This window comes from Comamonas sp. C11 (genome assembly GCF_024496285.1).
In the GTDB taxonomy this organism is placed as follows: Bacteria; Pseudomonadota; Gammaproteobacteria; order Burkholderiales; family Burkholderiaceae_C; genus Comamonas; species Comamonas testosteroni_F.
This window is the reverse complement of the sequence record NZ_CP101743.1, coordinates 417262-437415: the sequence shown is the minus strand read 5'-3', so window position 1 is coordinate 437415 and position 20154 is coordinate 417262. Positions and strand designations below refer to the sequence as shown.

General features: G+C 53.4%; 16 protein-coding genes. 6 read left to right on the top strand and 10 right to left on the bottom strand.

What is annotated here, in order from left to right; all coding sequences use genetic code 11:
- Positions 1 to 244: 244 nt before the first annotated feature.
- From NOX35_RS02015 to NOX35_RS01985, 7 genes are all read right to left on the bottom strand, one after another.
- Entirely contained in the window at positions 245 to 1105 is an 861-nt protein-coding gene (locus tag NOX35_RS02015) for an alpha/beta fold hydrolase (protein WP_256495549.1), read from the bottom strand.
- A 71-nt stretch (positions 1106 to 1176) separates the two neighbouring features.
- Positions 1177 to 2202: a 4-hydroxy-2-oxovalerate aldolase gene (dmpG, locus tag NOX35_RS02010; RefSeq protein WP_256495548.1), complete on the bottom strand. Its 1026-nt coding sequence runs from the start codon at positions 2200 to 2202 to the stop codon at positions 1177 to 1179.
- An 11-nt stretch (positions 2203 to 2213) separates the two neighbouring features.
- On the bottom strand, positions 2214 to 3161 hold the full coding sequence (locus NOX35_RS02005; RefSeq protein ID WP_256495547.1) for an acetaldehyde dehydrogenase (acetylating): 948 nt from the start codon (positions 3159 to 3161) through the stop codon (positions 2214 to 2216).
- A 42-nt stretch (positions 3162 to 3203) separates the two neighbouring features.
- On the bottom strand, positions 3204 to 3986 hold the full coding sequence (gene mhpD / locus NOX35_RS02000) for a 2-keto-4-pentenoate hydratase (RefSeq protein WP_256495546.1): 783 nt from the start codon (positions 3984 to 3986) through the stop codon (positions 3204 to 3206).
- 13 nt (positions 3987 to 3999) lie between these two features.
- Positions 4000 to 4965 (bottom strand): 3-carboxyethylcatechol 2,3-dioxygenase, encoded by a 966-nt coding sequence (locus tag NOX35_RS01995; protein WP_256495545.1) that lies wholly within the window; start codon positions 4963 to 4965, stop codon positions 4000 to 4002.
- 204 nt (positions 4966 to 5169) lie between these two features.
- Entirely contained in the window at positions 5170 to 5949 is a 780-nt protein-coding gene (locus NOX35_RS01990; protein ID WP_256495544.1) for an SDR family NAD(P)-dependent oxidoreductase, read from the bottom strand.
- An 18-nt stretch (positions 5950 to 5967) separates the two neighbouring features.
- Positions 5968 to 6954 (bottom strand): tripartite tricarboxylate transporter substrate binding protein, encoded by a 987-nt coding sequence (locus NOX35_RS01985; RefSeq protein ID WP_256495542.1) that lies wholly within the window; start codon positions 6952 to 6954, stop codon positions 5968 to 5970.
- Positions 6955 to 7261: 307 nt separating this feature from the next.
- Here NOX35_RS01985 and NOX35_RS01980 point away from each other — a divergent pair, with 307 nt between their 5' ends.
- Positions 7262 to 8080 carry a DNA-binding transcriptional regulator gene (locus NOX35_RS01980; RefSeq protein WP_256495541.1) on the top strand — a complete coding sequence of 273 codons (819 nt, stop codon included), beginning with the start codon at positions 7262 to 7264 and terminating at the stop codon, positions 8078 to 8080.
- A 235-nt stretch (positions 8081 to 8315) separates the two neighbouring features.
- On the opposite strand, the gene NOX35_RS01975 is transcribed toward NOX35_RS01980, so the two are convergent.
- Entirely contained in the window at positions 8316 to 9377 is a 1062-nt protein-coding gene (locus NOX35_RS01975) for a hypothetical protein (protein WP_256495539.1), read from the bottom strand.
- Positions 9378 to 9561: 184 nt separating this feature from the next.
- Here NOX35_RS01975 and NOX35_RS01970 point away from each other — a divergent pair, with 184 nt between their 5' ends.
- The 5 genes from NOX35_RS01970 to NOX35_RS01950 all read left to right on the top strand — a co-directional run bounded on the left by NOX35_RS01970 (position 9562) and on the right by NOX35_RS01950 (position 15568).
- Positions 9562 to 11568, top strand: a complete 2007-nt coding sequence (locus NOX35_RS01970) for a DUF927 domain-containing protein (protein WP_371878511.1) — start codon at positions 9562 to 9564, stop codon at positions 11566 to 11568.
- 330 nt (positions 11569 to 11898) lie between these two features.
- The gene (locus NOX35_RS01965) at positions 11899 to 12516 is read left to right on the top strand and encodes a hypothetical protein (protein ID WP_256495538.1); all 618 of its coding nucleotides are present in this window, start codon (positions 11899 to 11901) and stop codon (positions 12514 to 12516) included.
- Positions 12517 to 12973: 457 nt separating this feature from the next.
- Entirely contained in the window at positions 12974 to 13291 is a 318-nt protein-coding gene (locus NOX35_RS01960; protein ID WP_256495537.1) for a hypothetical protein, read from the top strand.
- Positions 13292 to 13715: 424 nt separating this feature from the next.
- Positions 13716 to 14912, top strand: a complete 1197-nt coding sequence (locus NOX35_RS01955; protein ID WP_256495536.1) for a site-specific integrase — start codon at positions 13716 to 13718, stop codon at positions 14910 to 14912.
- Positions 14913 to 15052: 140 nt separating this feature from the next.
- On the top strand, positions 15053 to 15568 hold the full coding sequence (locus tag NOX35_RS01950) for a lecithin retinol acyltransferase family protein (RefSeq protein WP_256495535.1): 516 nt from the start codon (positions 15053 to 15055) through the stop codon (positions 15566 to 15568).
- 115 nt (positions 15569 to 15683) lie between these two features.
- Here NOX35_RS01950 and NOX35_RS01945 read toward each other — a convergent pair whose 3' ends face one another.
- Positions 15684 to 16415: a hypothetical protein gene (locus tag NOX35_RS01945; protein ID WP_256495534.1), complete on the bottom strand. Its 732-nt coding sequence runs from the start codon at positions 16413 to 16415 to the stop codon at positions 15684 to 15686.
- Positions 16416 to 16938: 523 nt separating this feature from the next.
- Entirely contained in the window at positions 16939 to 20043 is a 3105-nt protein-coding gene (locus NOX35_RS01940; protein ID WP_256495533.1) for a type I restriction endonuclease subunit R, read from the bottom strand.
- Positions 20044 to 20154 lie beyond the last annotated feature (111 nt).

Below are 20154 nucleotides of genomic sequence, written 5' to 3'. Positions count from 1 at the left end.
AGCCGCTGTGGTGTCTTGGCTGTGCCACTAATGTATTCAGGCAACGTAGCGGTATGCGTGAGCATGACTTTTGAGTAGATCCAGACGTATTGCAAATGACTAGCAGCGCTGCTGCAACACTATCGAGCAGGCCAGCCATGGTTGCAAGATATTGAGGGGGGCATTAAGGCACTGAGCTGGCTCCGCCTCAGGCCGTGGTGTAGCAACCACCGGCCCAGGCAGCATTGGCGGAGAAAAGTCTGACTTAACGTGCCAAAAAATCTTTGACCATCTTATTGAAGACCTCTGCATGTTCCCACTGAGCCCAGTGACCGCATTGGCTGAAGACATGGAACTCGGAGTTGGGAATGCCCCACAGCAGGCGCAGACCAATGTCCAGCGGCACAAAGCGATCATCACGACCCCAGATGATCAGGGTTTGGGCCTTGATCTCCGACAAGCGCGTGCCGTAATCGCTGAACTGTTTGGGGTTGATCTGGGCGCTTTTGACAAAGTTTTCCAGATGGTCGCGGCGGGCCAGAATATTGCTAAGGCGCTGCTGATAGAGATCTTCGGTCAGGCTGCTCGCGTCGTAGACAAACACATTCATCATGCGCTTGAGATTTTCGACCGTGGGGTCGCGATAGAGCGCGCCAATAAGCTTGATGCCTTCGGCAGGCATGGGCACGATGGCGCTGGGGCCACCTGTTCCGCCGCCCATCAGCACCAGTCGGTCGACCATCTGCGGGTTGGCCAGTGCAAAACCGACGGCGCTGTGTCCGCCCATAGAGTTGCCGATGATGTGCACCTTGGCGATGCTCAGTGCATCAAGCACGGCCTTGAGGCAGCGGGCGTTGAGGTCTGAGCGCGAGCCAGTGCTGACAATTGGATCGCTTTTGCTCCACCCCGGACAGTCAAGCAGAATCACACGATAGCCCGCAACCACCAGGGACTCGATATTGCGGTGAAAATTGGCCCAACCGCTGGCGCCGGGGCCAGAGCCGTGCAACATAACAACCACTTCACTGCCAGTTCCTACATCGTTGTAGTGCAGTTTCAGTGGCTTGCCGTCTTCTGTGATGGTGACAAAGCGGCTGGTGGCTTCTTCGGTAACAGTGATGCTCATTGATATCTCTTGAAGATGAAAAAGTCAGGAGGGTTTACTGCGTGCGCTGCTAGTCCCCGAAAACGATGAAATCAAGCGGCAGTGCGCTGGCGCAGCAAGTCCAGCGCGACGTCGACAATCATGTCTTCCTGACCACCCACCATACGGCGCTTGCCCAGTTCCACCAGAATGTCCACGGCTTTCAGGTTGTACTTGGCCGCTGCCACTTCGGCATGGCGCAGGAACGAGCTGTACACACCGGCATAACCCAGGGCCAGCGTTTCTCGATCCACACGCACTGGGCGGTCTTGCAGGGGGCGCACGATGTCGTCGGCGGCATCCATCAGCTTGTACAGATCGGTACCGTGGTTCCATCCCATGCGCTCGGCAGCGGCAATGAAAACTTCCAGAGGAGCATTACCAGCGCCAGCACCCATGCCGGCCAAGCTAGCATCCACACGGTCGCAGCCTTCTTCCACGGCCACGATGGAGTTGGCTACACCCAAGCTCAGGTTGTGGTGGGCATGCATGCCAGTTTGGGTTTCAGGTTTCAAGACATCCTTGAAGGCGCGGAAACGGTCACGCACGTCTTGCATACCCAGTGCACCGCCCGAGTCCACCACGTAGCAGACGGTGGCGCCGTAGCTTTCCATCAGTTTCGCTTGTTGGGCCAGACCTTGCGGGGTCTGCATGTGGCTCATCATCAAAAAGCCCACTGCTTCCATGCCCAGATGGCGGGCGTATTCGATGTGCTGACGAGAGACATCGGCTTCGGTGCAATGCGTAGCCACACGCACGACGCGAACACCAGCCTCGTAAGCAGCCTTCAGATCGTGAACGGTGCCAATGCCGGGCAGCAGCAGCGTGGTGATCTTGGCATGCTTGACCACGCTGGCCACGGCCTCGATCCATTCCAGATCGGTATGGGCGCCAAAGCCATAGTTGAACGACGAGCCTTGCAAGCCATCGCCGTGTGCGACTTCAATGGAGTCCACCTTAGCCTCGTCCAGAGCCTTGGCAATCTGCCGGGCTTGCTCCACGCTGTACTGATGACGCACGGCATGGCTGCCATCGCGCAGCGTCACGTCGGAGATGTAGATTTTTTTGTTCGCGTTCATGAGATATCTCCTTACTCGGCGCTGGCAGTGGCCAGCATGCGTGCGGCAATGGATTCAGCGGAGCGCAGACCCGCACTGGTCATGATGTCCAGGTTGCCTGCGTAAGCGGGCAAATAGTGAGCCGCACCTTCAACTTCGAGGAAGATGGATGTCTTCAGTCCTGTGAGTGCATCGCCCACGCCAGGAATACGAATGGGCTTGTCGATGCGGTCAAACTGCACTTTTTGCTTGAGGCGGTAGCCAGGCACATAGGATTGCACGGCAGCTGCCATGCGCTCGACCGATTCGGCAATCGCGGCCTCATCGGCCAGCTCGCTAAGGGTGTAGACCGTGTCACGCATGATCAGCGGCGGCTCTGCAGGATTCAGAACAATGATGGCCTTGCCTTTGCTCGCCCTCCCCACCACTTCAATGGCCTTGGAGGTGGTCTCCGTGAACTCATCAATGTTGGCACGGGTGCCAGGGCCGGCACTCTTGCTGGATATGGATGCGATGATTTCACCGTAATGCACCTTGGCCACACAGGAAACTGCAGCCACCATGGGAATGGTGGCCTGGCCTCCGCAGGTCACCATGTTGAGGTTCATTGCATCCATATGAGCATCACCGTTGACCACGGGAATACAGTATGGGCCGATGGCTGCAGGGGTCAGGTCGATGACACGGATACCTGGCTTGAGCGTCCGCAGAAAAGCGTCATTTTTGACATGTGCAGAAGCGCTAGTCGCATCAAAGACGAAGTCGATATCAGCGAATTCCGGCATGCGGGTCAGACCTTCAACACCTTCGTGGGTTGTTGCAACGCCCATGCGAGCTGCACGGGCCAGGCCATCGGAGTTGGGGTCGATGCCAACCATGGCACCCATTTCGATATTTTGACCATGGCGCAGGATCTTGATCATCAAGTCCGTGCCGATATTTCCGCTACCGATGATGGCAGCCTTGAGTTTGCGCGTCATTGCATTTCTTTCTTAGGACGACGGATATGCTGCCGTCTTCGTTTATTGACTAAACTGAGCGCAGACCTTGCCCACACCACTGATTTGTGCCTCGAAGCGGTCGCCGGGCTGTACAGACACCATGGGGCCCAGAGCGCCGGTCAGAACGAGATCGCCGGCTTTTAAAGGCTGCTTGAGACTGGCGAGCTTGCGTGCCAACCACACGGCCGCATTCAGCGGATGACCTAAACATGCCGCACCACCGCCTGAAGAGGCAAGTTCACCATTGCGTGACATCTGCATTTCGCAGAGTTTCAGATCCAGCGCATTGAGCTTAGTCGGCACGGCGCCCAGAACAACTAGACCGCTGGATGCGTTGTCCGCAACCGTATCAATGAAACGGATGTTCCAGTCCGCAATGCGGCTGCCGACGATTTCAATGGCCGGCAGCACGTAGTCCACAGCATTCATCAAATCCACCAGCGTGGCGTCGACCAAATCAAGATCCTTGGACAGAACCAATGCCACTTCGGCTTCGACCTTGGGTTGCAGTGTGCGCGACAGCGGCACGAGCTCATCGTCGCCATAAACCATGTCGGCAAACAGCGTGCCGAAGTCCGGCTGGTCCACACCCAGCTGTTTTTGTACGGCTAGAGAAGTCAGGCCGATCTTGCGACCGACAATGCGCCGTCCTTCGGACAGTGCATGCTCCACATTGGCAAGCTGAATGGCGTAAGCGGTTTCATTGTCGTGAACCTCCTCGCGCAAGGGTGCGATAGGTGTGGCCGTGGCTTCGGCAGTGCGCAGACGCTCGGCCCAGGCGCGAATGTTTTGAGAAATAGGCATAGGGTGTAGTGGCTTAGTTATGCATGAGCATGACGCCGTAGCCTGCGATTAATGCCGGGACGGCCCGGTAATTGCGCACCGGACAGGGCAACAGCGTTTCCAGCTCAAGGGCAGCGCGGGCAATAAGCCAAGTTTTGGATTCGTGGGCGGAATTGCCAGCCTCTTCTGCAATGGATGCTTCACTCATAAGGCACAGTTCATCCAGCTTGCCGCTGGCCAGCGCATCCATCCAGTTCAGATCCCACTCAGGATTGAGCGACTTCATCCAGTTATCACCATTGGCCAGAGCTACGCCTGCAGCCATGACGCGCTCTGTCTTGAGTGCCTTTTCCGCGTCCGTAGGGGTGCGCTTGACCGTGATGCGCTCACGCACTGCGGGATCAGGATGGGCCAGAGTAGGAACTGGCGGCTCATGCGATAGCCCCCCGGATCCAATAAGCAGTGTGCGCAGTGGCAGCGTATCGAGGAAACGGCCGATCGCTTCACCCAGAGCCTTGCAACGGCTCATGCGTGCAATCCCGGGCTGCGCAACAGCATTCATGAAAATAGGTATCACGGGGGGCGTTTTCATGTCATCGCCCCAAATGAACTGCAGCGCTTGCGAAAATCCATGATCGACCTGCATGCGACGCGACACAGCAATGTCAAAGTGCTGATCCATCAGATAGCTGGCCAATGCCACTGCATGCTCTTCTGCCACGTTCAGCGTACCAGCTGGCGAGAGGTAGTCACCGACTGCCGTAGCCTGGCTACCGATACAAAACGGCGGCATCAATTCATTGAAAAAACCGTTGTAATGATCCGGTCCCAGCAGAACGATAAGTTCCGGATCAAAAGCTTTGATGGCCTCACGGGCCTGCCCTATCGCGGTATCCAGTGCTTGCTGATCTTCGGCGCTGATGGGATTCAGCCCAAGTAGGGGCGAATGAGACATACCCAGAAAGGCCCGGCGAGAGGTCGTGATGGCTGCGGTTTTCATGCTTATGGCTGACTCCTGTAAAACGCCTATTCAGTGCGCTTTTCTTGTGTTGCACACATTGTCAGAGCAAGCTGAAGCCACCCAAACTGTGTGCACCTGGTGCACCATAAACTAGGGTTTAACCCTAAACACCTCTTATCAGCTTCAAAGAAAAAAGCCACCGTAAAGGTGGCTCAAAGGATTAATTTCAAAGAAGTCTGCGTGTTACTGCACCAGCCGACCGCCATCAATGACCAGATCGGCACCAGTGATCATGCGAGCGTCAGCAGATGCAAGAAATGCCACAGCGGCAGCCACATCGGCTGGCTCGACAATCTGCTGCATGGGGTTCATTTTCTTGACAGCTTCTAGTGCTTTTTCACGACCACCAAAACGCTCGGAGAGCTGGGCCTCGACAAATGGCGTCCACAAATAACCGGGGTGAACGGCATTGACCCGCACGTTGTAGCCATGATGCGCTGCGCTGACAGCTGCCTGCTTGGTCATTGTGCGCAAAGCGCCTTTGCTGGAAGCGTAAGTACCGAGATCCTTGGAGCCCACAAACCCTGAAATTGAGCCCATGTTGACGATGGAGCCACCGCTACTTTGCTTTTTCATCACGCGTAGAGCACTTTGCATACCTAGAAGTGCTCCATCGACATTGACGGCAAAAACACGGCGCCACTCGTCGAGATCCAGTTCATCGAACGGTGCAGGTTTGGGCGATATCAAACCTGCGTTGTTCACCAGTACATCCAGCGCTCCGAATTCGGTCACGATGGACTGCATCAGGTCTTTCCATGCCAGGGGTTCACGAACATCCAGAGTTTTCAATTGCGGAGCCTTGTTTCCTACAAATTGCTGCAGGATGGTTTCTGCATTTCCGAACTGCAGGTCGGCCAGAATGACTTCCGCGCCTTCCTGCGCCAGTCGCTGCCCACAGGCTAGACCAATAGCACCCGCACCGCCGGTAATCAGCACAATTTTGTTCGTAAAACGTTGCATTAATTTCTCCACTAGAACTTACTCAGCCTTCATCCCGGCGTCTTTCATGACCGCAATCCAGCGAGTTGCTTCCTGGCGGGTGTAGCGTGCAAACTCTTCCGGGCTGCTCGTCTTGATCAGCATCCCCTGTGCAATGAATTTTCCAGACACCTTGGGGTCGCGCATGCCGTTGTGCACGGCTTGTGTGATGCGCTGAACTACAGGAGCCGGAGTGCCTGCCTTGACTGCTACGCCGTACCAGAAGGTAGGAACAATATCCCCATACCCCAGCTCATTGAGGGTAGGCACATTGGGCAGCAAAGGAGAGCGCTTGTCTTCGCCAACGGCTAAGGCACGCATTTTTCCGGTATTGACATAATTCACTGCGCTGGGAACCGTGTCGTAGAAAAAATCCACCTGACCACTCATCACATCGACAAGACCGGGAGCCGATCCGCGATAAGGCACATGGTTCATCAACACACCCAATTTTTTGCTCAGCATGACGCTAAACAACTGGCCACCGGAGCCGACGCCCTGAGATGCATAGTTCAGAGGCTTTTGCGGATTAGCTTTTGCGTAATTGACAAGATCCTGCAACGTCTTGAACGGGCTGTTGTTTGGGACCACAAACAAGCCGGGCGCTACGATCAATTGCGAAATAGGGATCAGATCTTTATGCGGATCGTAAGAAAGCTTGCTGAAAAGACCAGGGTTTGTCGCCAGAGAAGGGACATCGCCAAAAAAGATGGCATGACCATCGGCAGGCGATTGCTTGAGCAGATTCATTGCCACCTGCGCTCCACCACCTGGTCGGTTATCTACAACCACAGGCTGCTTAAAGTTCTGAGTGAAGTACTGTGCCATTTCACGAGCCAACTGGTCCGTTGGTCCGCCTGCTGCATAAGGCACAACCAGCGTTACCGGGCGGGCTGGAAATTCATTGGTGGCATGCACCATAGATGCAGCGCCCAGTAAACCGCCGAAAGCGCTGGAGAGAAGAAGAGTACGACGACGAGAAAACATGACTGTCTCCTGTATGGCCACAAGGGCACTTATAGCTTTTCAAAGGGGTGTACGTGGCAATGGCGTTAACACGCAATCGTCGGCCCAGATCAACGAATCCATTCAGTGGGAATGCGCCGTTCTACACTGGGAAGACTATTGTCGAATTTGAGACTCAATCCCAAATAGCGTGCACCAGGTGCACCAAAATAGAGGGGTAAACCCTCGAAATCAAGTAACTCGATCAGCACCACGCATTGCTTTAAACGAGCTAAGTTGCTTGACTCACCTTCTAGTCAAACATCACGTCAGCAAAGTTTGAACCCCTATGACCCCACCTACGTTACTAAGCTCTTCCGCCACCAATGATTACAAGGATGTCCGAAGCCTGTCGCGTGGCTTGGCCGTGCTTCAGGCTTTGAACCGCGCACCAGGAGGAATTTCCAGCACATCGGCGCTGGCAGACGCCTGTGCTTTACACCGCACCACGGTCAAGCGCCTATTGGAGACCTTACGCGCCGATGGATTTGTGCGCCGTGGCGAAAAGGAAGGGCAGTATTACCTAACTTTTGCAGTACGTAGCCTGAGTGAAGGCCTAGTAGATGATGCATGGGTAGAACAAGTTGCATTACCGCTTATGCGCGCCGCGGTTCCCGATCTACTCTGGCCATGTGATCTCGGCACAGTGGAAGGAGGCTTCATGGTAGTGAGAGAGAGTACCCACCGCTTCAGTCGTCTATCTCAGCATCGGGGAATGATCGGCGAAAAGCTGCCACTTTTTTTTACGGCCATGGGAAAGGCCTATCTTGCAGCATGCTCCGATAAGGAACTCACCGGTTTATTGACTCTATTGAAGCAACGTGATGATGCGGTCGGTTCTATGGCCCGTGACACAAAAGAGGTAATGCGCTTGATTGCCGAGACGCGAGAGCTCGGTTATGGACTTAGTGATGGAGACTGGGATCAACAGGCCCCGTTTGGTGCAATGGCTGTCCCTCTGAAATGTGGACGCCGCCTAGTGGGTGGATTGAATATTATTTTTCCCAAATCTGCAGTCCCAAGAGATGAGCTCCAGAGACGCTACCTGCCGCAGCTGAAGAACCTAGCTAAACGTATGGGCAAAGACATGGCCCCGTGGATGGACTAAGGTGAACCACTGTCAATACGTGACAGTTTTGTGGGATACGCAGGTTGACATTACACGCCAGCATAAGCTCCATCGCTTCTAGTAGAGGAAGCGTTCCCCCTGCTTCCCCTGCTTCCCCTGCTTCCCCTGCTTCCCCTGCTTCCCCTGCTTCCCCGGCTTCCCCTGCTTCCCCTGCTTCCCCTGCTTCCCCTGCTTCCCCTGCTTCCCCTGCTTCCCCTGCTTCCCCTGCTTCCAACTAGCGTCTCAAAAGGCTTTTCAAATCCTTTAAATCCTGTGGAGCGGGGAAATAAATATCATCAAGCTCATCGCCATGCTTGCTTTGTTTAAATGGAGTCTCTGCCCTCTTACCTCTATTCTCTGCTTGACCTGTTTTAAATAATTTCAACCAAGCTTTAGGCATAAAAAATCTCATGCTTTGAGAGCCCTGCCCAGCAATCGGATTAAGTTTCAATCTAATAAAAGTACCGGAAGTCAAGCCCAATGGAATAAGCAGTGTTTTTACCATCTCATCATAGTCGCCCAACTTATCCCTCATCACCCACTCTCTCATCTTCATTGATGAGCGACTCTTCTCAAAATTTAGATGAAATAATTTCGGTTGTAAATCATGATAGTTTTTTCTTTTTAAGAACACAATTTGATTAGAAGAATATTTAGGATCAGAATATTTAACTCTTTCATCATCCCCTTTAACACAGCAACCTTCAAAAACATCAGCAATCTGAATCAGATCACTAAGAGTTGAAGAAAATTCTGGATTCTTCTTATCCCTATAATTTACGCCAAGAATTGCCAATGCTGACATTATCCGAAATGCATCATCAGAGTTACCGGATTCATACCCATATAGATCCACTAAATTCCATCGGGGAGTGACATCCACCTCCGACGGAAGCATAATAATTATATTTATAAATTTCTTAGAAATTAAATCTTTAGAAATTTCAGCAACCCAGCCATTTCTAAGCTCACAGCTTTCAAGGCTCCAAGCATTTTTTAATGCTAATTCTTCAAAAATAGAGTCACGAGAATTGATCGACATATTTAATATATGTAAATCATTATTTTTTACCCAGGCTGCACCAGTACTTCTTAATTCATATTTAATCTTATTAACATTTCTCTCTAAAATTACTCTTCTCAAATACTCTTTACCAAGAGTATCGTCAATATATAGGTTTGATTTTTTATCCTCCGACAAGGCCTTATCTAAAAGCTCATCAAGAGAAAGAGGATTAAATATTTCGGATACGTCGCGATGACTCATGCCCAATGTCAGCATGAGAAGAGCTGTCATGTGCTCAGGGAACTGCAGACGTTGAAGTTCAGCCATCCATGAAGGGGTTGGGTACGAGGACATGTTTCGGTAAAAAATTGGTAGTGGAGTGGAAGTGCAATGAGGCAGTTATCCAATTGAAGCCCTGTCGTCGCAGTAGTTGTCGACGCCGGTGCATTGCTTCAACAATTTTAGGAACCGCTCTATGGGCAACCTTCACCCAACACCACACAGCAGCAACCAGGGGAATCTGGGGATCTCGGGGAATCCCGACACAGCCCTCACATCAATGTTGACTGCCACAACTACCCTTGAAGCCTTTGTCGCGCGAGTGCACACCCCGCGTGGCTACAGCATCTCGACGAGGGGTACCGTCAAGCACGTCAAAGATCCCCGAGGAAATATTGCGGAGGTAGTGATCTGTCATCAACCGATCGGGATCGTCGCACGCAGCCGAGATCATCGCAGCTCCAATTGGGCTGTTCGTCTTGCATGGCTGGACTCCGAGTCGCGTGTTCAATCCCGTCTAGTTCCAGCGCCAGTACTGTCGCAACCGCGAGAGTTCCAGATCCTGGCAAAGGAGCTCGCAAGTCTAGGGATTCTGTTTAGCCCTGGGGCACGCACGCAAGCAATGCTCCTGGAGTATTTCTTTGAGAGCCAATGCATTAGCAGCATGCCTCTGGAGCGAACCGTTGGGCACCTTGGCTTCCTTGCAAATAAAGGACAGCCTCTCAAGTTTGTACTTCCACGCGAAGCTCTAACAGCCCCTGCATTGCCTGGTCAGAGCGTTGAATCAGAGCAAATCCAGTTTCTTTCAAGCACCCCTGTGCCCGCACATCAGGCCTACCACTCAAAGGGAGACCTTGAGGGCTGGAAAGCTGCTGTCAGCCCCTTCGGCGATAACTCATTGATCGTTGCAAGTGTGCTCTTCGGCTTGATGGGACCATTCCTGTGCCTCGCGGAAGAGGAAAACTGCGGCGTGCATTTCTATGGCTCTACCTCATGTGGAAAAACCACTGCAGCTCAGGTATGCGCCTCAGTAGCTGGCTATCCAGGGAACCCTTCCAGAGGCAACAGACAGCCCAGCCTATTTCAAACCTGGAACACCACCAAGAATGCTGTCGAGCAACTTCTCGCACCACATTCCGGTATGACCGTGATCATCGACGAAGTAGGAGCCAACGATTGCGGCTTCAATCTTTACAACGCTTTCTCCGGCCTAGGCAAGGCGAAGCTGAATGAGGAAGGTGTGCTGCGGACGCAAAACTCTTGGTCAGCATTCGTCCTGTCGACTGGTGAGTACAGCTGCAACGAGCATGCGAGCTTGAAAAATCAGGGACAAGCGACTGCGGGCAGTATGGTGCGCATGATGGATGTGCCGATCAGCGACCTTCACAATCAAGCTCAACGCTTGGATGCACCCCAGCCCCCAGACCTCGCCGTCTTAGGCGCGCAAGTGGAGCAATTGCAGCAGGACATCCTGAGTCATTACGGCGTCGCACTTCCGGCGTTGATTGCTGCATTCTTTGAAGAGCCCCTTCCAGAAGACAGGGACTTGGCGGCATACATCAAAGCCGAACTGGAAGACACTCACACAGCGCTTTGCGAACACCTCCAAGAAGCAGGAATCAGCCTTGTTGCGCCACAAAGGCGTGCGCTGCGTCGACTCGCCTTGGGCTTAGTGATTGGCTCATTTGCCTGTGAGAAAGCCGTACTCCCATTCACTTACGAGCAAATCGAAGTTGCCGTTCTGGCTACGGCATATGCATGGCTTGGCAGTACCCAGTTCGCTCCCATAGACAATCAAATCGAAGAAACACTGCGCGCGTACTGCTTGGCATTTCCACATTTATTGACAAGGGATTTTCGACAACAAGACTCATCCCCCAGTAGTGGCGTGCCATTTCTTTACTACGCGGACAAAAAGCTGATTCTTTTCAGCAAGGCACAGCTGCTGCGTGCAACAGGCCAGCGCTCAATCACCACCGTCATCCAAGCCTTGTCGCAAAAGGATTACTGGTGTATGAGCAAAGGGGAGAACAGGCCTGATCCAAAGCGCCCCAAAGCTGCTGACGGCTACATCGCTAGTTCACGCTGTTACATGATTTATGCCGATGTACTTTTTCATGATTTTTTCACCCCCATCCAGGATGTGCCGCCACCCCTTGATGAGTTGGAGCCTGACGAAGTACCTGTCCCTTTTAAAATCTGACAAGGCGTCATAGCAGAGCCTATCAGAGCTATATTATTTTTTTGATCCAACCATTGGATCTCCATCAGCCTCAGCCGCAATCCAGCGTCTGGGGCTTTCTTTTTATATGACCCAACAGGAGTTTCATGTGCCACCTGCTTTGCTACCCGCCGTTTTCGCTGCCCTACCCACCGGACCCGGAGCTGCATTGGCCTTGGTCACTGCCGCTGTGGCTTATGTATTGACCCAGCGCGAACTCGACGCGTCCATCCGAATCCGCTAACCCCTCTCATCCCCTTGATGCCTCCGTAGTCAGCTGGCTACGGGGGTTTCGTTTTTATGGAGATTGCAATGACAACATCCTTTGAAGCACCCCAAACCTTCCGCTTGCTCAAGACAGATATCGCCGCCAAGTTATCCACCCGTAGTGAAGGAGGCATCACCTACGTCGTGATGGCGGACCTTGGTGATTGGCCTGATCTGCACATTGCAGTCACTGCCAATGAAGGCGGAGGCCTGTGGAGCCGTGAAGCGGTAGCCCTCTCGACCATTGAGAAAGTCATTGACGGCTTTGCAGCGCAGTCGTTTCCAACCAAAGCATTGAGAGAAGCAACGGTCGGACGTAGTGCAAACAATGCGCCGTTTCTGCTTGCCGTACTGAAGGACCTGGGATTGGCTCAATCCTCTCCAGACAAGCACCACCACTATGTGAAGGCTGGTGATTGGTCGTTGTTTCGCAATGAACTGCTGCTGCAGGATGGCCCAGAGGTCACCTATCCGGAAGTCACATCGAGCTCTTCTGACGAAGAGGCAGCCAACATCCCGCGCAATGCCGCCGATACATCCTCTGCGCCCACCTCTGATGCATTGACCGCAGCCAAGCCTAAGCGTAAGAAGAAGCCTGCCAAGGCCGAATCTGAGCAGGTAGATCAAGACGAAGAGGATGGTCACGATGCTTCGGCTCAGTGATGCCTCTGCGGTCAATGCTCTCAATGACTGCGCCATGCGAGCGGTGATTCGGCAAAGGCTTATCGAACTGTCCGAGTACGGGCAACCATTGGATGAGCTGGCCGAGTTTTGGCTGCTAGATAGCTCCGATACGGTGGCTGCCTTGGAGACCAGAACCGCCAGGCCTGTGATAGCAGGCTGGCCCAGTCCAGACGGAGCGTTTCAGCCCAGCTGGGACGCACTGGCATCGCATTCATCGTGCTTCGAGATGGCATTTGTTTTGGACGATACAGGCTATGGGGCGGTGTTCTGGATACCCAAGTCCGACGCCGATCTAGCCTTACTTCAGCTGTGTCACACGCACGCAGTTGAGACATGACGCTATCGCTGCCACCCCCTCTTCCCCCAGTTTTCCCATCCCCATCATGCCGACCGCCCATTGCCGGGTGGGTCGGCATTTTCTATTGAGGAGATCGCTATGGATCACAAATTTGAGTTCGGTCAGGTGGTTGCTACACCTTCATCCCTCGTCCTTCTTCACCAACACGGCATCAACCCCTTACTACTGCTGTCCCGTCATGTGACGGGCGATTGGGGCGATGTATGTTCCGACGATGCGGCTGCCAATGACGACGCGGTGCGCACAGGTACACGGCTGCTGTCCAGCTACCGCATTAACGCAACGTCGATGGTGTGGATCATCACGGAGGCCGTGTCTAACTGGGATGAGCAAGGCAATGCGTTGGTCATTCCCAAGCGACTTGCAACAACCATCTTGCTTCCCAGCGAGTATTGATGTCAGCCTCTACACACTGAACCCCCAAGAACTGCAATGGCGGCCATGCTGAGCGACCTGCTCACTCCGAGTTTTTCAGTGAGTTCGGCATAAGACCGGACGGTCCATCACCTGCATGGGCTGCTCCGTGTTGGATAGCAGAAGTCCCTTGCCTGCTCTAACGCTATGCAGTCCCGGTTGCTTGGGGTTTGCGGGGAAACAGGGATTTAGTGTACGAGCAGCTCACTTGCTGCTTTCCCTTGTGAATCAACAACTCGTGCATCACCCAGCGCCCATTCAGATCTCACAGTCCCTTTTCCCTTTTTCAAAAAAGGATCGCCTCTGAACACATTGATAGGCCCTGCACCACTCCTTTCAGGACCCCCTGTGCCGCTCCGGAAATTTCCGGAAGCGGCATTTTTTTATTCCACTTCCAGCGAGGCAGATGATGGCCACAAGGACGAAATTTCAATTCACGAATCGCAACATTGCAGCTCTACCCGCTCATGAAGCGAACTCTTCAGCCAAAGCCGCTGAATACTCCGACCTGGCCGTCGTTGGACTCAAAGTCATCGTCGGCACCAACGGCATCAAGCGATTCGCTTTCCGCTATCAAACGCTTTCCGGTCGCAAGCGCTATGCAACTCTGGGGACGGTTGGTGCTCTCGATGTTGCGGAGGCGCGCAAGCTAGCTCTTGAGATGCGGGCGATTGTTGAACGCGGCGGAGATCCGCTAGAGGATCGAGATCGCATCAAGACCATGCCGACGTTTTCAGAATTCGTACGTCAGGAATACCTTCCATACGCTTACCAGACCAAGCGTTCTGCGATCAATGACGACTCAAAATTTAGGCTCCATCTGGAGCCAAAGTTTGGGCATCTGCGGCTCTGTGACATCACCACGCGCGATGTCCAGATGCACCATGCATCCATCAGAGAGAGCCACTCTCCAGGCACGGCGAATCGCCACCTTGCACTGCTCAGTGCTACGTTCCGAAAAGCAATGGAATGGGACAAGCTCGATCGCAACCCTGCGGCAGGAATCAAAGCCTTCAAGGAAAACAATCAGCGGCAGCGGTTCCTCTCTCCTGATGAGATCGGACGCCTGTTCGCCGCAATGGAGCAGGAGAAGAACAAGGTTGCAGTGGCGGCTCTGAAGTTGCTCTTGCTGACCGGCACTCGTCGACAGGAAGCATTAGGAGCCCAGTGGAAAGACATTAATCTGGATCAAGGGCAATGGTGGTTGCCACACACAAAAAATGGCATGGGCCGCTATGTCACGCTGTCGGATGAAGTGAGAGCAATTCTTGTGGCACTGCCTAGCCGAGCCACAGGTGGGTTTGTTTTTCCAAGTCGCATTGAAGGCAAAGCGTTTCACAACCCACGCAAAGCCTTTGATCGTCTACTCAAAGCCGCAGGAATTGAGCACATGCGCATCCATGACCTGCGCCACTCTTTCGCTAGTCTGGCGGTCAACTCTGGCGCTACGTTGTATGAAGTTCAAGACCTTCTTGGCCATAGTACTTCACAGATGACTCAGCGCTATGCGCACCTTGCCGACGCTGGTCGTATACGGGTAGTGGGCAAGGTAGCAGAGATGGTCAGGACTGCAGTGCTCCACAGCAGCAATGACATGCGTTAGAAACCAGAGCCTCCATGATTAGGAATCATAAATAGGAAGTACTCACACCTCCTATTTATCTTCTCTAATTTAAGAAATAATATTGACAGTCGATGAATACCTTATAAAAATACTTAGCACACTATATAAAACATAGAAAAATGAGCTTTCTAAAAGGCGATCACATTTACATCAAAAAATCTGGTTATACGCATCATGGAATATATATAGGGAAAAACTCTGTAATACATTACGCAGGGTACGCAGAAATTTTCAAATCAATTTTCGGCTTAAGTAATAACTCTGTACAAAAAATACCTTTATCTCTTTTCGAAAAGGAAAGTCCAGCAATACTTTACAAAGGGAAAAGTGAAAAATTCAGTCGTGATGAAGTAGTTGAGCGCGCCCACAGCAGACTTGGAGAAGATCTATATAGTCTTTTTTCCAATAATTGCGAACACTTCTGCAATTGGTGTACAGATGATGAGCACCACTCGAAGCAGTGGGATTTTATAGGATTAGGCAAATGGAAAAAGGATGGTCTCAATTTAATGTCAATTGAGGAAAAAATTGAATATGAGAAAGAAATTTTATGGAAAATATCCAATATAGGATGGGATTCAGTCTCTGAAAAAGTTGCTTCGGCACGCTTGTTTTTTATTCTAAACTTTTATTAGAAAATTGACTTCATGCGGAGTTGCATAAGGCAGAGGGAGGCCCATAAGCCTCCCTCATTTTTTTGTGAACAGCGAGCGCACCAAGTACTAAAGCCTGTACGGCACAGCACAGAACTCAAAGATCGTCTGAGCTGAAGGTAGGACTGAGAATTGAATTACGCGATGGCGAATAGCGGAAACCGTCCGCAGCATAAGTACGCAGCTCCTGCCCATCCCATCCTTGCTGGACTAAGTCGCTGATAACAACGTCATCCAGCGGGATTGAGTCTTCCTGCTCTATGACTGAGAGAAAGCGCTGCTCAAAAGACTGTGCTCTGTCGATAAAGGAGCGAACACCATCAAGGGGATACCCTCCAACTGCTTGAGCCTTCATCCTGAGATCGATTGGATCTAAATGCATGAAGGGGCCAATAAGCTGATAGCGGGCATCCCAACCAATCTTAATTTGAGTGGGCGTATCTTGAATTTGTGGCTCATTGACTTCTCCGTGCCACATGAGGCACATGCACAAGTCTTCATCAGGGCTCAACAGCCATGCATCCCCTAGGCCCGTCGAAAAAAGGACGAAAGGACCAACCTCAATTTCAGGGCCTGTCATGACAACAGACACTCGTCCTTCTTGCTCCGCCCGAATGATGTTTTTGCACTCATTTATCAATGCCTCACCACCGTTTCGCGCAGCGGTTTCCTTTTGACAAAGGACGACATGATGCCAATGGTCATAGCCAGCTCCACGGGCGACGCGATCAAGCAATTCGGTATGCTTGCCTCCACGCTTACGCTGCAGCTTTTTGGCTTCGACTTTGAGTTGTTCGACGCGAGTGACGAACGTGGGAATAAAACGCATCTCAGATTCCTAATCTGTATGCGAATCAAGGTGCTCACTGCCCGATTCGCGTACAGAGAATCGGATGTGTTCTCCAAGAGAACGATCTGTCCCAAATGGGTTTGCCAGAGGTGAGCAGCGGGTACCAGACAAGCACCTTTAGGCAAATGTAACCGTACCCTTTTATTATTGTCAATTACATTGAAGCAACTTTGGGGCTACGTTGTATGAGGTCCATGATCTACTTGGGCATAGCACATCACAGATGACACAACGCTATGCACACCCTTGGGAATTCTGGTCGTATGCGTGTTGTTGGCAAAGTGATAGAGATGGTCAGGACTGCGGTGGTGAATAGCAGTAGTGCCTTGCACTAGAGTGCTTTGACGACTGAGATCAGAAGCATTAAAAAAGGAAGCCCCAGGCTTCCTTTTTTTTCGACACCGCCTTTTTCTTAGCTGACCGCCTCAGGCCGGCTGTAGTCGGTCAACTCAACCAGATCAATGACTGCTGCCAAGTCGATGCCTTGTAGGCCGAGCGTGCACTACATCACCCACTCTTCTCCTAGTGCATGTGCTTGCCTCAGCACCAGATCCACAGCCTCTTCCTGCAAGTCAGGTGGATACTTGTACTTGCGCAATACCCGCTTGACCATCAACCGCAGCTTGGCCCGCACGCTTTCCCGCTCGGACCAGTCCACCGTCAGGTTCTGGCGCAGGTTCTCTGTCAGCTCGTGGGCGATCTTTTTGAGGGTTTCATCGGTCAGTTCGCGGACTGCTGATTCATTGGTAGCCAGCGCGTCGTAAAAGCGTACCTCGTCTTCGCTCAAGCCCAGCTTCTCGCCTCGGCTGGCCGCCTCACGGAACTTCTTGGCCATCTCGACCAGCTCTTCCATCACCTGAGCGGTTTCAATTGAGCGGTTCTGATAGCGCTTGATCACGTTGCCAAGTAGGTCTGAGAACTTCTTTTCCTGCACCACGTTACTGCCAAAGCGACTCTTGATTTCTCCTTCGAGTAGGCGTTCGAGCAACTCGACTGCCAGGTTCTTCTCAGGCAGGTTCTTGACCTGTGCCAGGAATTCATCGTCCAGCAGACCGATGTTGGGCTTTTCCAGGCCCACGGCATCAAAGATGTCCACTACTTGATCAGACACCACGGCGTTGCTGATGATCAGCCGGATGGCTTCGTCGCGCTGCTCGTCGGTACGCTTCTTGGAGGTGATGTCCCGTTTGGTCAGGATGACCTTGACGGCCTGCATGAAGGCGACCTCCTCCCGCACGGCCTTGGCTTCGTCCAGGGTGCAGCACAGGGAGAAGGCTTGGGTCAGTGCCAAGGTGGTATCGGCAAAGCGGCGTTTACCGTCCTTGCCGCCTTCCTCCCGCAGGCCCAGAATGTGGTTAGCGGCACGAGCGAGGGTTTGGTGCCCCCCCGTCAGGAAGTCGCGGTAATCGCAGCCATGCAGCATGGATTGCAAGACATCGAGCTTTTCCATAAGGACGCTGTACGCCTCGCGGGCATCCACGGTGGGGGTTCCGCGGCCTTTGCTGGCGGTGTACTCCTTCATGGCGGCTTTGAGTTCGTTGCCGATGCCGATGTAATCCACAACCAAACCACCTTGCTTACCCTTGAAGACACGATTCACCCGTGCGATGGCCTGCATGAGGTTGTGGCCCTTCATGGGCTTATCCACGTACAGGGTGTGAACGCAGGGGGCATCAAAGCCGGTGAGCCACATGTCTCGCACAATCACCAGACGCAGTGGGTCAGCGGGATCTTTGAATCGCTTTTCCAGACGCTTTTTGACCTTGCCGTCGTAGATATGGGGGCGCAGCAGGGCTTTGTCGCTGGCTGAGCCAGTCATCACGATCTTGATCGCGCCTTTCTCGGGGTCGGGGTCATGCCAGCCGGGGCGCAGCTTGATGATCTCGTTGTACAGGTGCACACAGATTTCACGGCTCATTGCTACTACCATGGCCTTGCCTGATTGGGCTGTGCTCCGATCTTCAAAGTGCGCCACTAGGTCAGCTGCCACGCTGGCCACACGGGGTTCGGCCCCTACGATTTTTTCCAGGGCTGCCCAGCGGCTTTTGAGTTTGGCCTGCAGGCTTTCTTCTTCGTCCTCGGCCAGTTCATCGACTTCGTCGTCAATGGTGGGCAGGTCTTCATCCTTGAGTCTCAGCTTGGCCAAGCGAGACTCGTAGTAGATGGCCACGGTAGCACCATCTTCCTTGGCCTGCTGCATGTCGTACACATGGATGTACTCGCCAAACACCGCGCGGGTATCGTGGTCGGTGCTGCTGACTGGGGTTCCGGTGAAGCCGACGAACGTGGCGTTGGGCAGAGCATCGCGCAGGTGCTGGGCGTAGCCGGCCTGGTACTTCTCTTCGCCGGGTTTGCCTTTGAGGGTGGCCTTGAAGCCATATTGGGTGCGGTGCGCTTCGTCGGCGATTACCACGATGTTGCTGCGCTCGGACAGGACCGGGAAGGTGTCTTCATCTTCCCCTGGCATGAACTTCTGGATGGTGGCAAAGATGATGCCGCCCGAGGGGCGATTGCCCAGCTTGGCGCGCAGGTCAGGCCGAGTCAGTGCCTGCGTTGGCTGCTCGCGCAAAAGGTCTTGGGCCAGGCTGAACACGCCAAAGAGTTGTCCATCCAGATCGTTGCGGTCGGTGATGACCACGATGGTGGGGTTCTCCATCGCGGCTTCTTGCATCACACGGGCGGCAAAGCAGGTCATGGTGATGCTCTTGCCACTGCCTTGCGTATGCCACACCACACCGCCCTTGCGGGAGGCGCCGGGCCGGGAAGCAGTCACCACTTCTTCGATGGCGGCGCGCACCGCATGGAACTGGTGGTAGCCAGCGATCTTCTTGACCAACTGGCCATCGTCCTCGAACAGGACAAAGTAACGGATGTAGTCGAGCAGGTACTGTGGGGCCAGCACGCCACGCACCAGGGTTTGCAGTTCTTGAAACTGCCCCAGCGGGTCGAGGTTTACCCCATCAATGGTGCGCCAAGCCATGAAGCGCTCGGCATTAGCAGACAGGGACCCCATCAATGCATCAGTGCCATCCGAGATCACCAGCACCTCGTTGTACTGGAACACGTCCGGGATCTGCTCCTTGTAAGTCTCGATCTGGTCGAACGCTTTCCAGATGCTGGCGTTCTCATCGGCGGGGTTCTTCAGTTCCAGCAGCACCAGCGGCAGGCCGTTGACGAACAGGATGAGGTCGGGACGGCGGGTCTTGTGAGGGCCTTTAATGGTGAACTGGTTGATGGCCCACCATTCGTTCTTCTTGGGGTTTGTCCAGTCGATCAGGCGCACGAAGTCGCCGCGTGTCTCGCCATCCTTTTGGTACTGGACGGGGACACCACCCACCAGCATCTTGTGGAAGGCTCGATTAGCCGACAGCAAGGACGGGATGCCCAGGTCCGTGACCTGCTTGATGGCATCCTCGCGCGCCGCGACGGGAATGCCAGGGTTCAGGCGGTTGATGGCTTCGCGCAGCCGGAAAGGCAAGACAACCTGGCGGTAGTCGGCACGCTCGGGCGAAGAGCCGTCGAATGCGATGTCGGGGCCGTAGCGGTGGGTGTAGCCTACGTCTTGCAGCCAGGCCAGGGTTTCTTGTTCGAGCTGATCTTCAGTCAATCTTCACCTCTCCAACCTGAATATGTGCGATGCACGGGCTCCTCTACGCGTACACACTGTCGTGGCGTCACATAGCAGAAACCGGTGTCATGCTCGGATCGCCATTCCCTC

What these genes read in the sequence shown, in the direction of transcription:
- NOX35_RS01995 (WP_256495545.1), bottom strand. Translation starts at nt 4,965, where the DNA reads ATGAAAACCGCAGCCATCACGACCTCTCGCCGGGCCTTTCTGGGTATG.
- dmpG (WP_256495548.1), bottom strand. Translation starts at nt 2,202, where the DNA reads ATGAACGCGAACAAAAAAATCTACATCTCCGACGTGACGCTGCGCGAT.
- NOX35_RS01990 (WP_256495544.1), bottom strand. Translation starts at nt 5,949, where the DNA reads ATGCAACGTTTTACGAACAAAATTGTGCTGATTACCGGCGGTGCGGGT.
- NOX35_RS01980 (WP_256495541.1), top strand. Translation starts at nt 7,262, where the DNA reads ATGACCCCACCTACGTTACTAAGCTCTTCCGCCACCAATGATTACAAG.
- NOX35_RS01965 (WP_256495538.1), top strand. Translation starts at nt 11,899, where the DNA reads ATGACAACATCCTTTGAAGCACCCCAAACCTTCCGCTTGCTCAAGACA.
- NOX35_RS02005 (WP_256495547.1), bottom strand. Translation starts at nt 3,161, where the DNA reads ATGACGCGCAAACTCAAGGCTGCCATCATCGGTAGCGGAAATATCGGC.
- NOX35_RS01985 (WP_256495542.1), bottom strand. Translation starts at nt 6,954, where the DNA reads ATGTTTTCTCGTCGTCGTACTCTTCTTCTCTCCAGCGCTTTCGGCGGT.
- NOX35_RS01975 (WP_256495539.1), bottom strand. Translation starts at nt 9,377, where the DNA reads ATGACAGCTCTTCTCATGCTGACATTGGGCATGAGTCATCGCGACGTA.
- NOX35_RS01955 (WP_256495536.1), top strand. Translation starts at nt 13,716, where the DNA reads ATGATGGCCACAAGGACGAAATTTCAATTCACGAATCGCAACATTGCA.
- NOX35_RS01960 (WP_256495537.1), top strand. Translation starts at nt 12,974, where the DNA reads ATGGATCACAAATTTGAGTTCGGTCAGGTGGTTGCTACACCTTCATCC.
- NOX35_RS01950 (WP_256495535.1), top strand. Translation starts at nt 15,053, where the DNA reads ATGAGCTTTCTAAAAGGCGATCACATTTACATCAAAAAATCTGGTTAT.
- NOX35_RS01945 (WP_256495534.1), bottom strand. Translation starts at nt 16,415, where the DNA reads ATGCGTTTTATTCCCACGTTCGTCACTCGCGTCGAACAACTCAAAGTC.
- mhpD (WP_256495546.1), bottom strand. Translation starts at nt 3,986, where the DNA reads ATGCCTATTTCTCAAAACATTCGCGCCTGGGCCGAGCGTCTGCGCACT.
- NOX35_RS01970 (WP_371878511.1), top strand. Translation starts at nt 9,562, where the DNA reads ATGGGCAACCTTCACCCAACACCACACAGCAGCAACCAGGGGAATCTG.
- NOX35_RS02015 (WP_256495549.1), bottom strand. Translation starts at nt 1,105, where the DNA reads ATGAGCATCACTGTTACCGAAGAAGCCACCAGCCGCTTTGTCACCATC.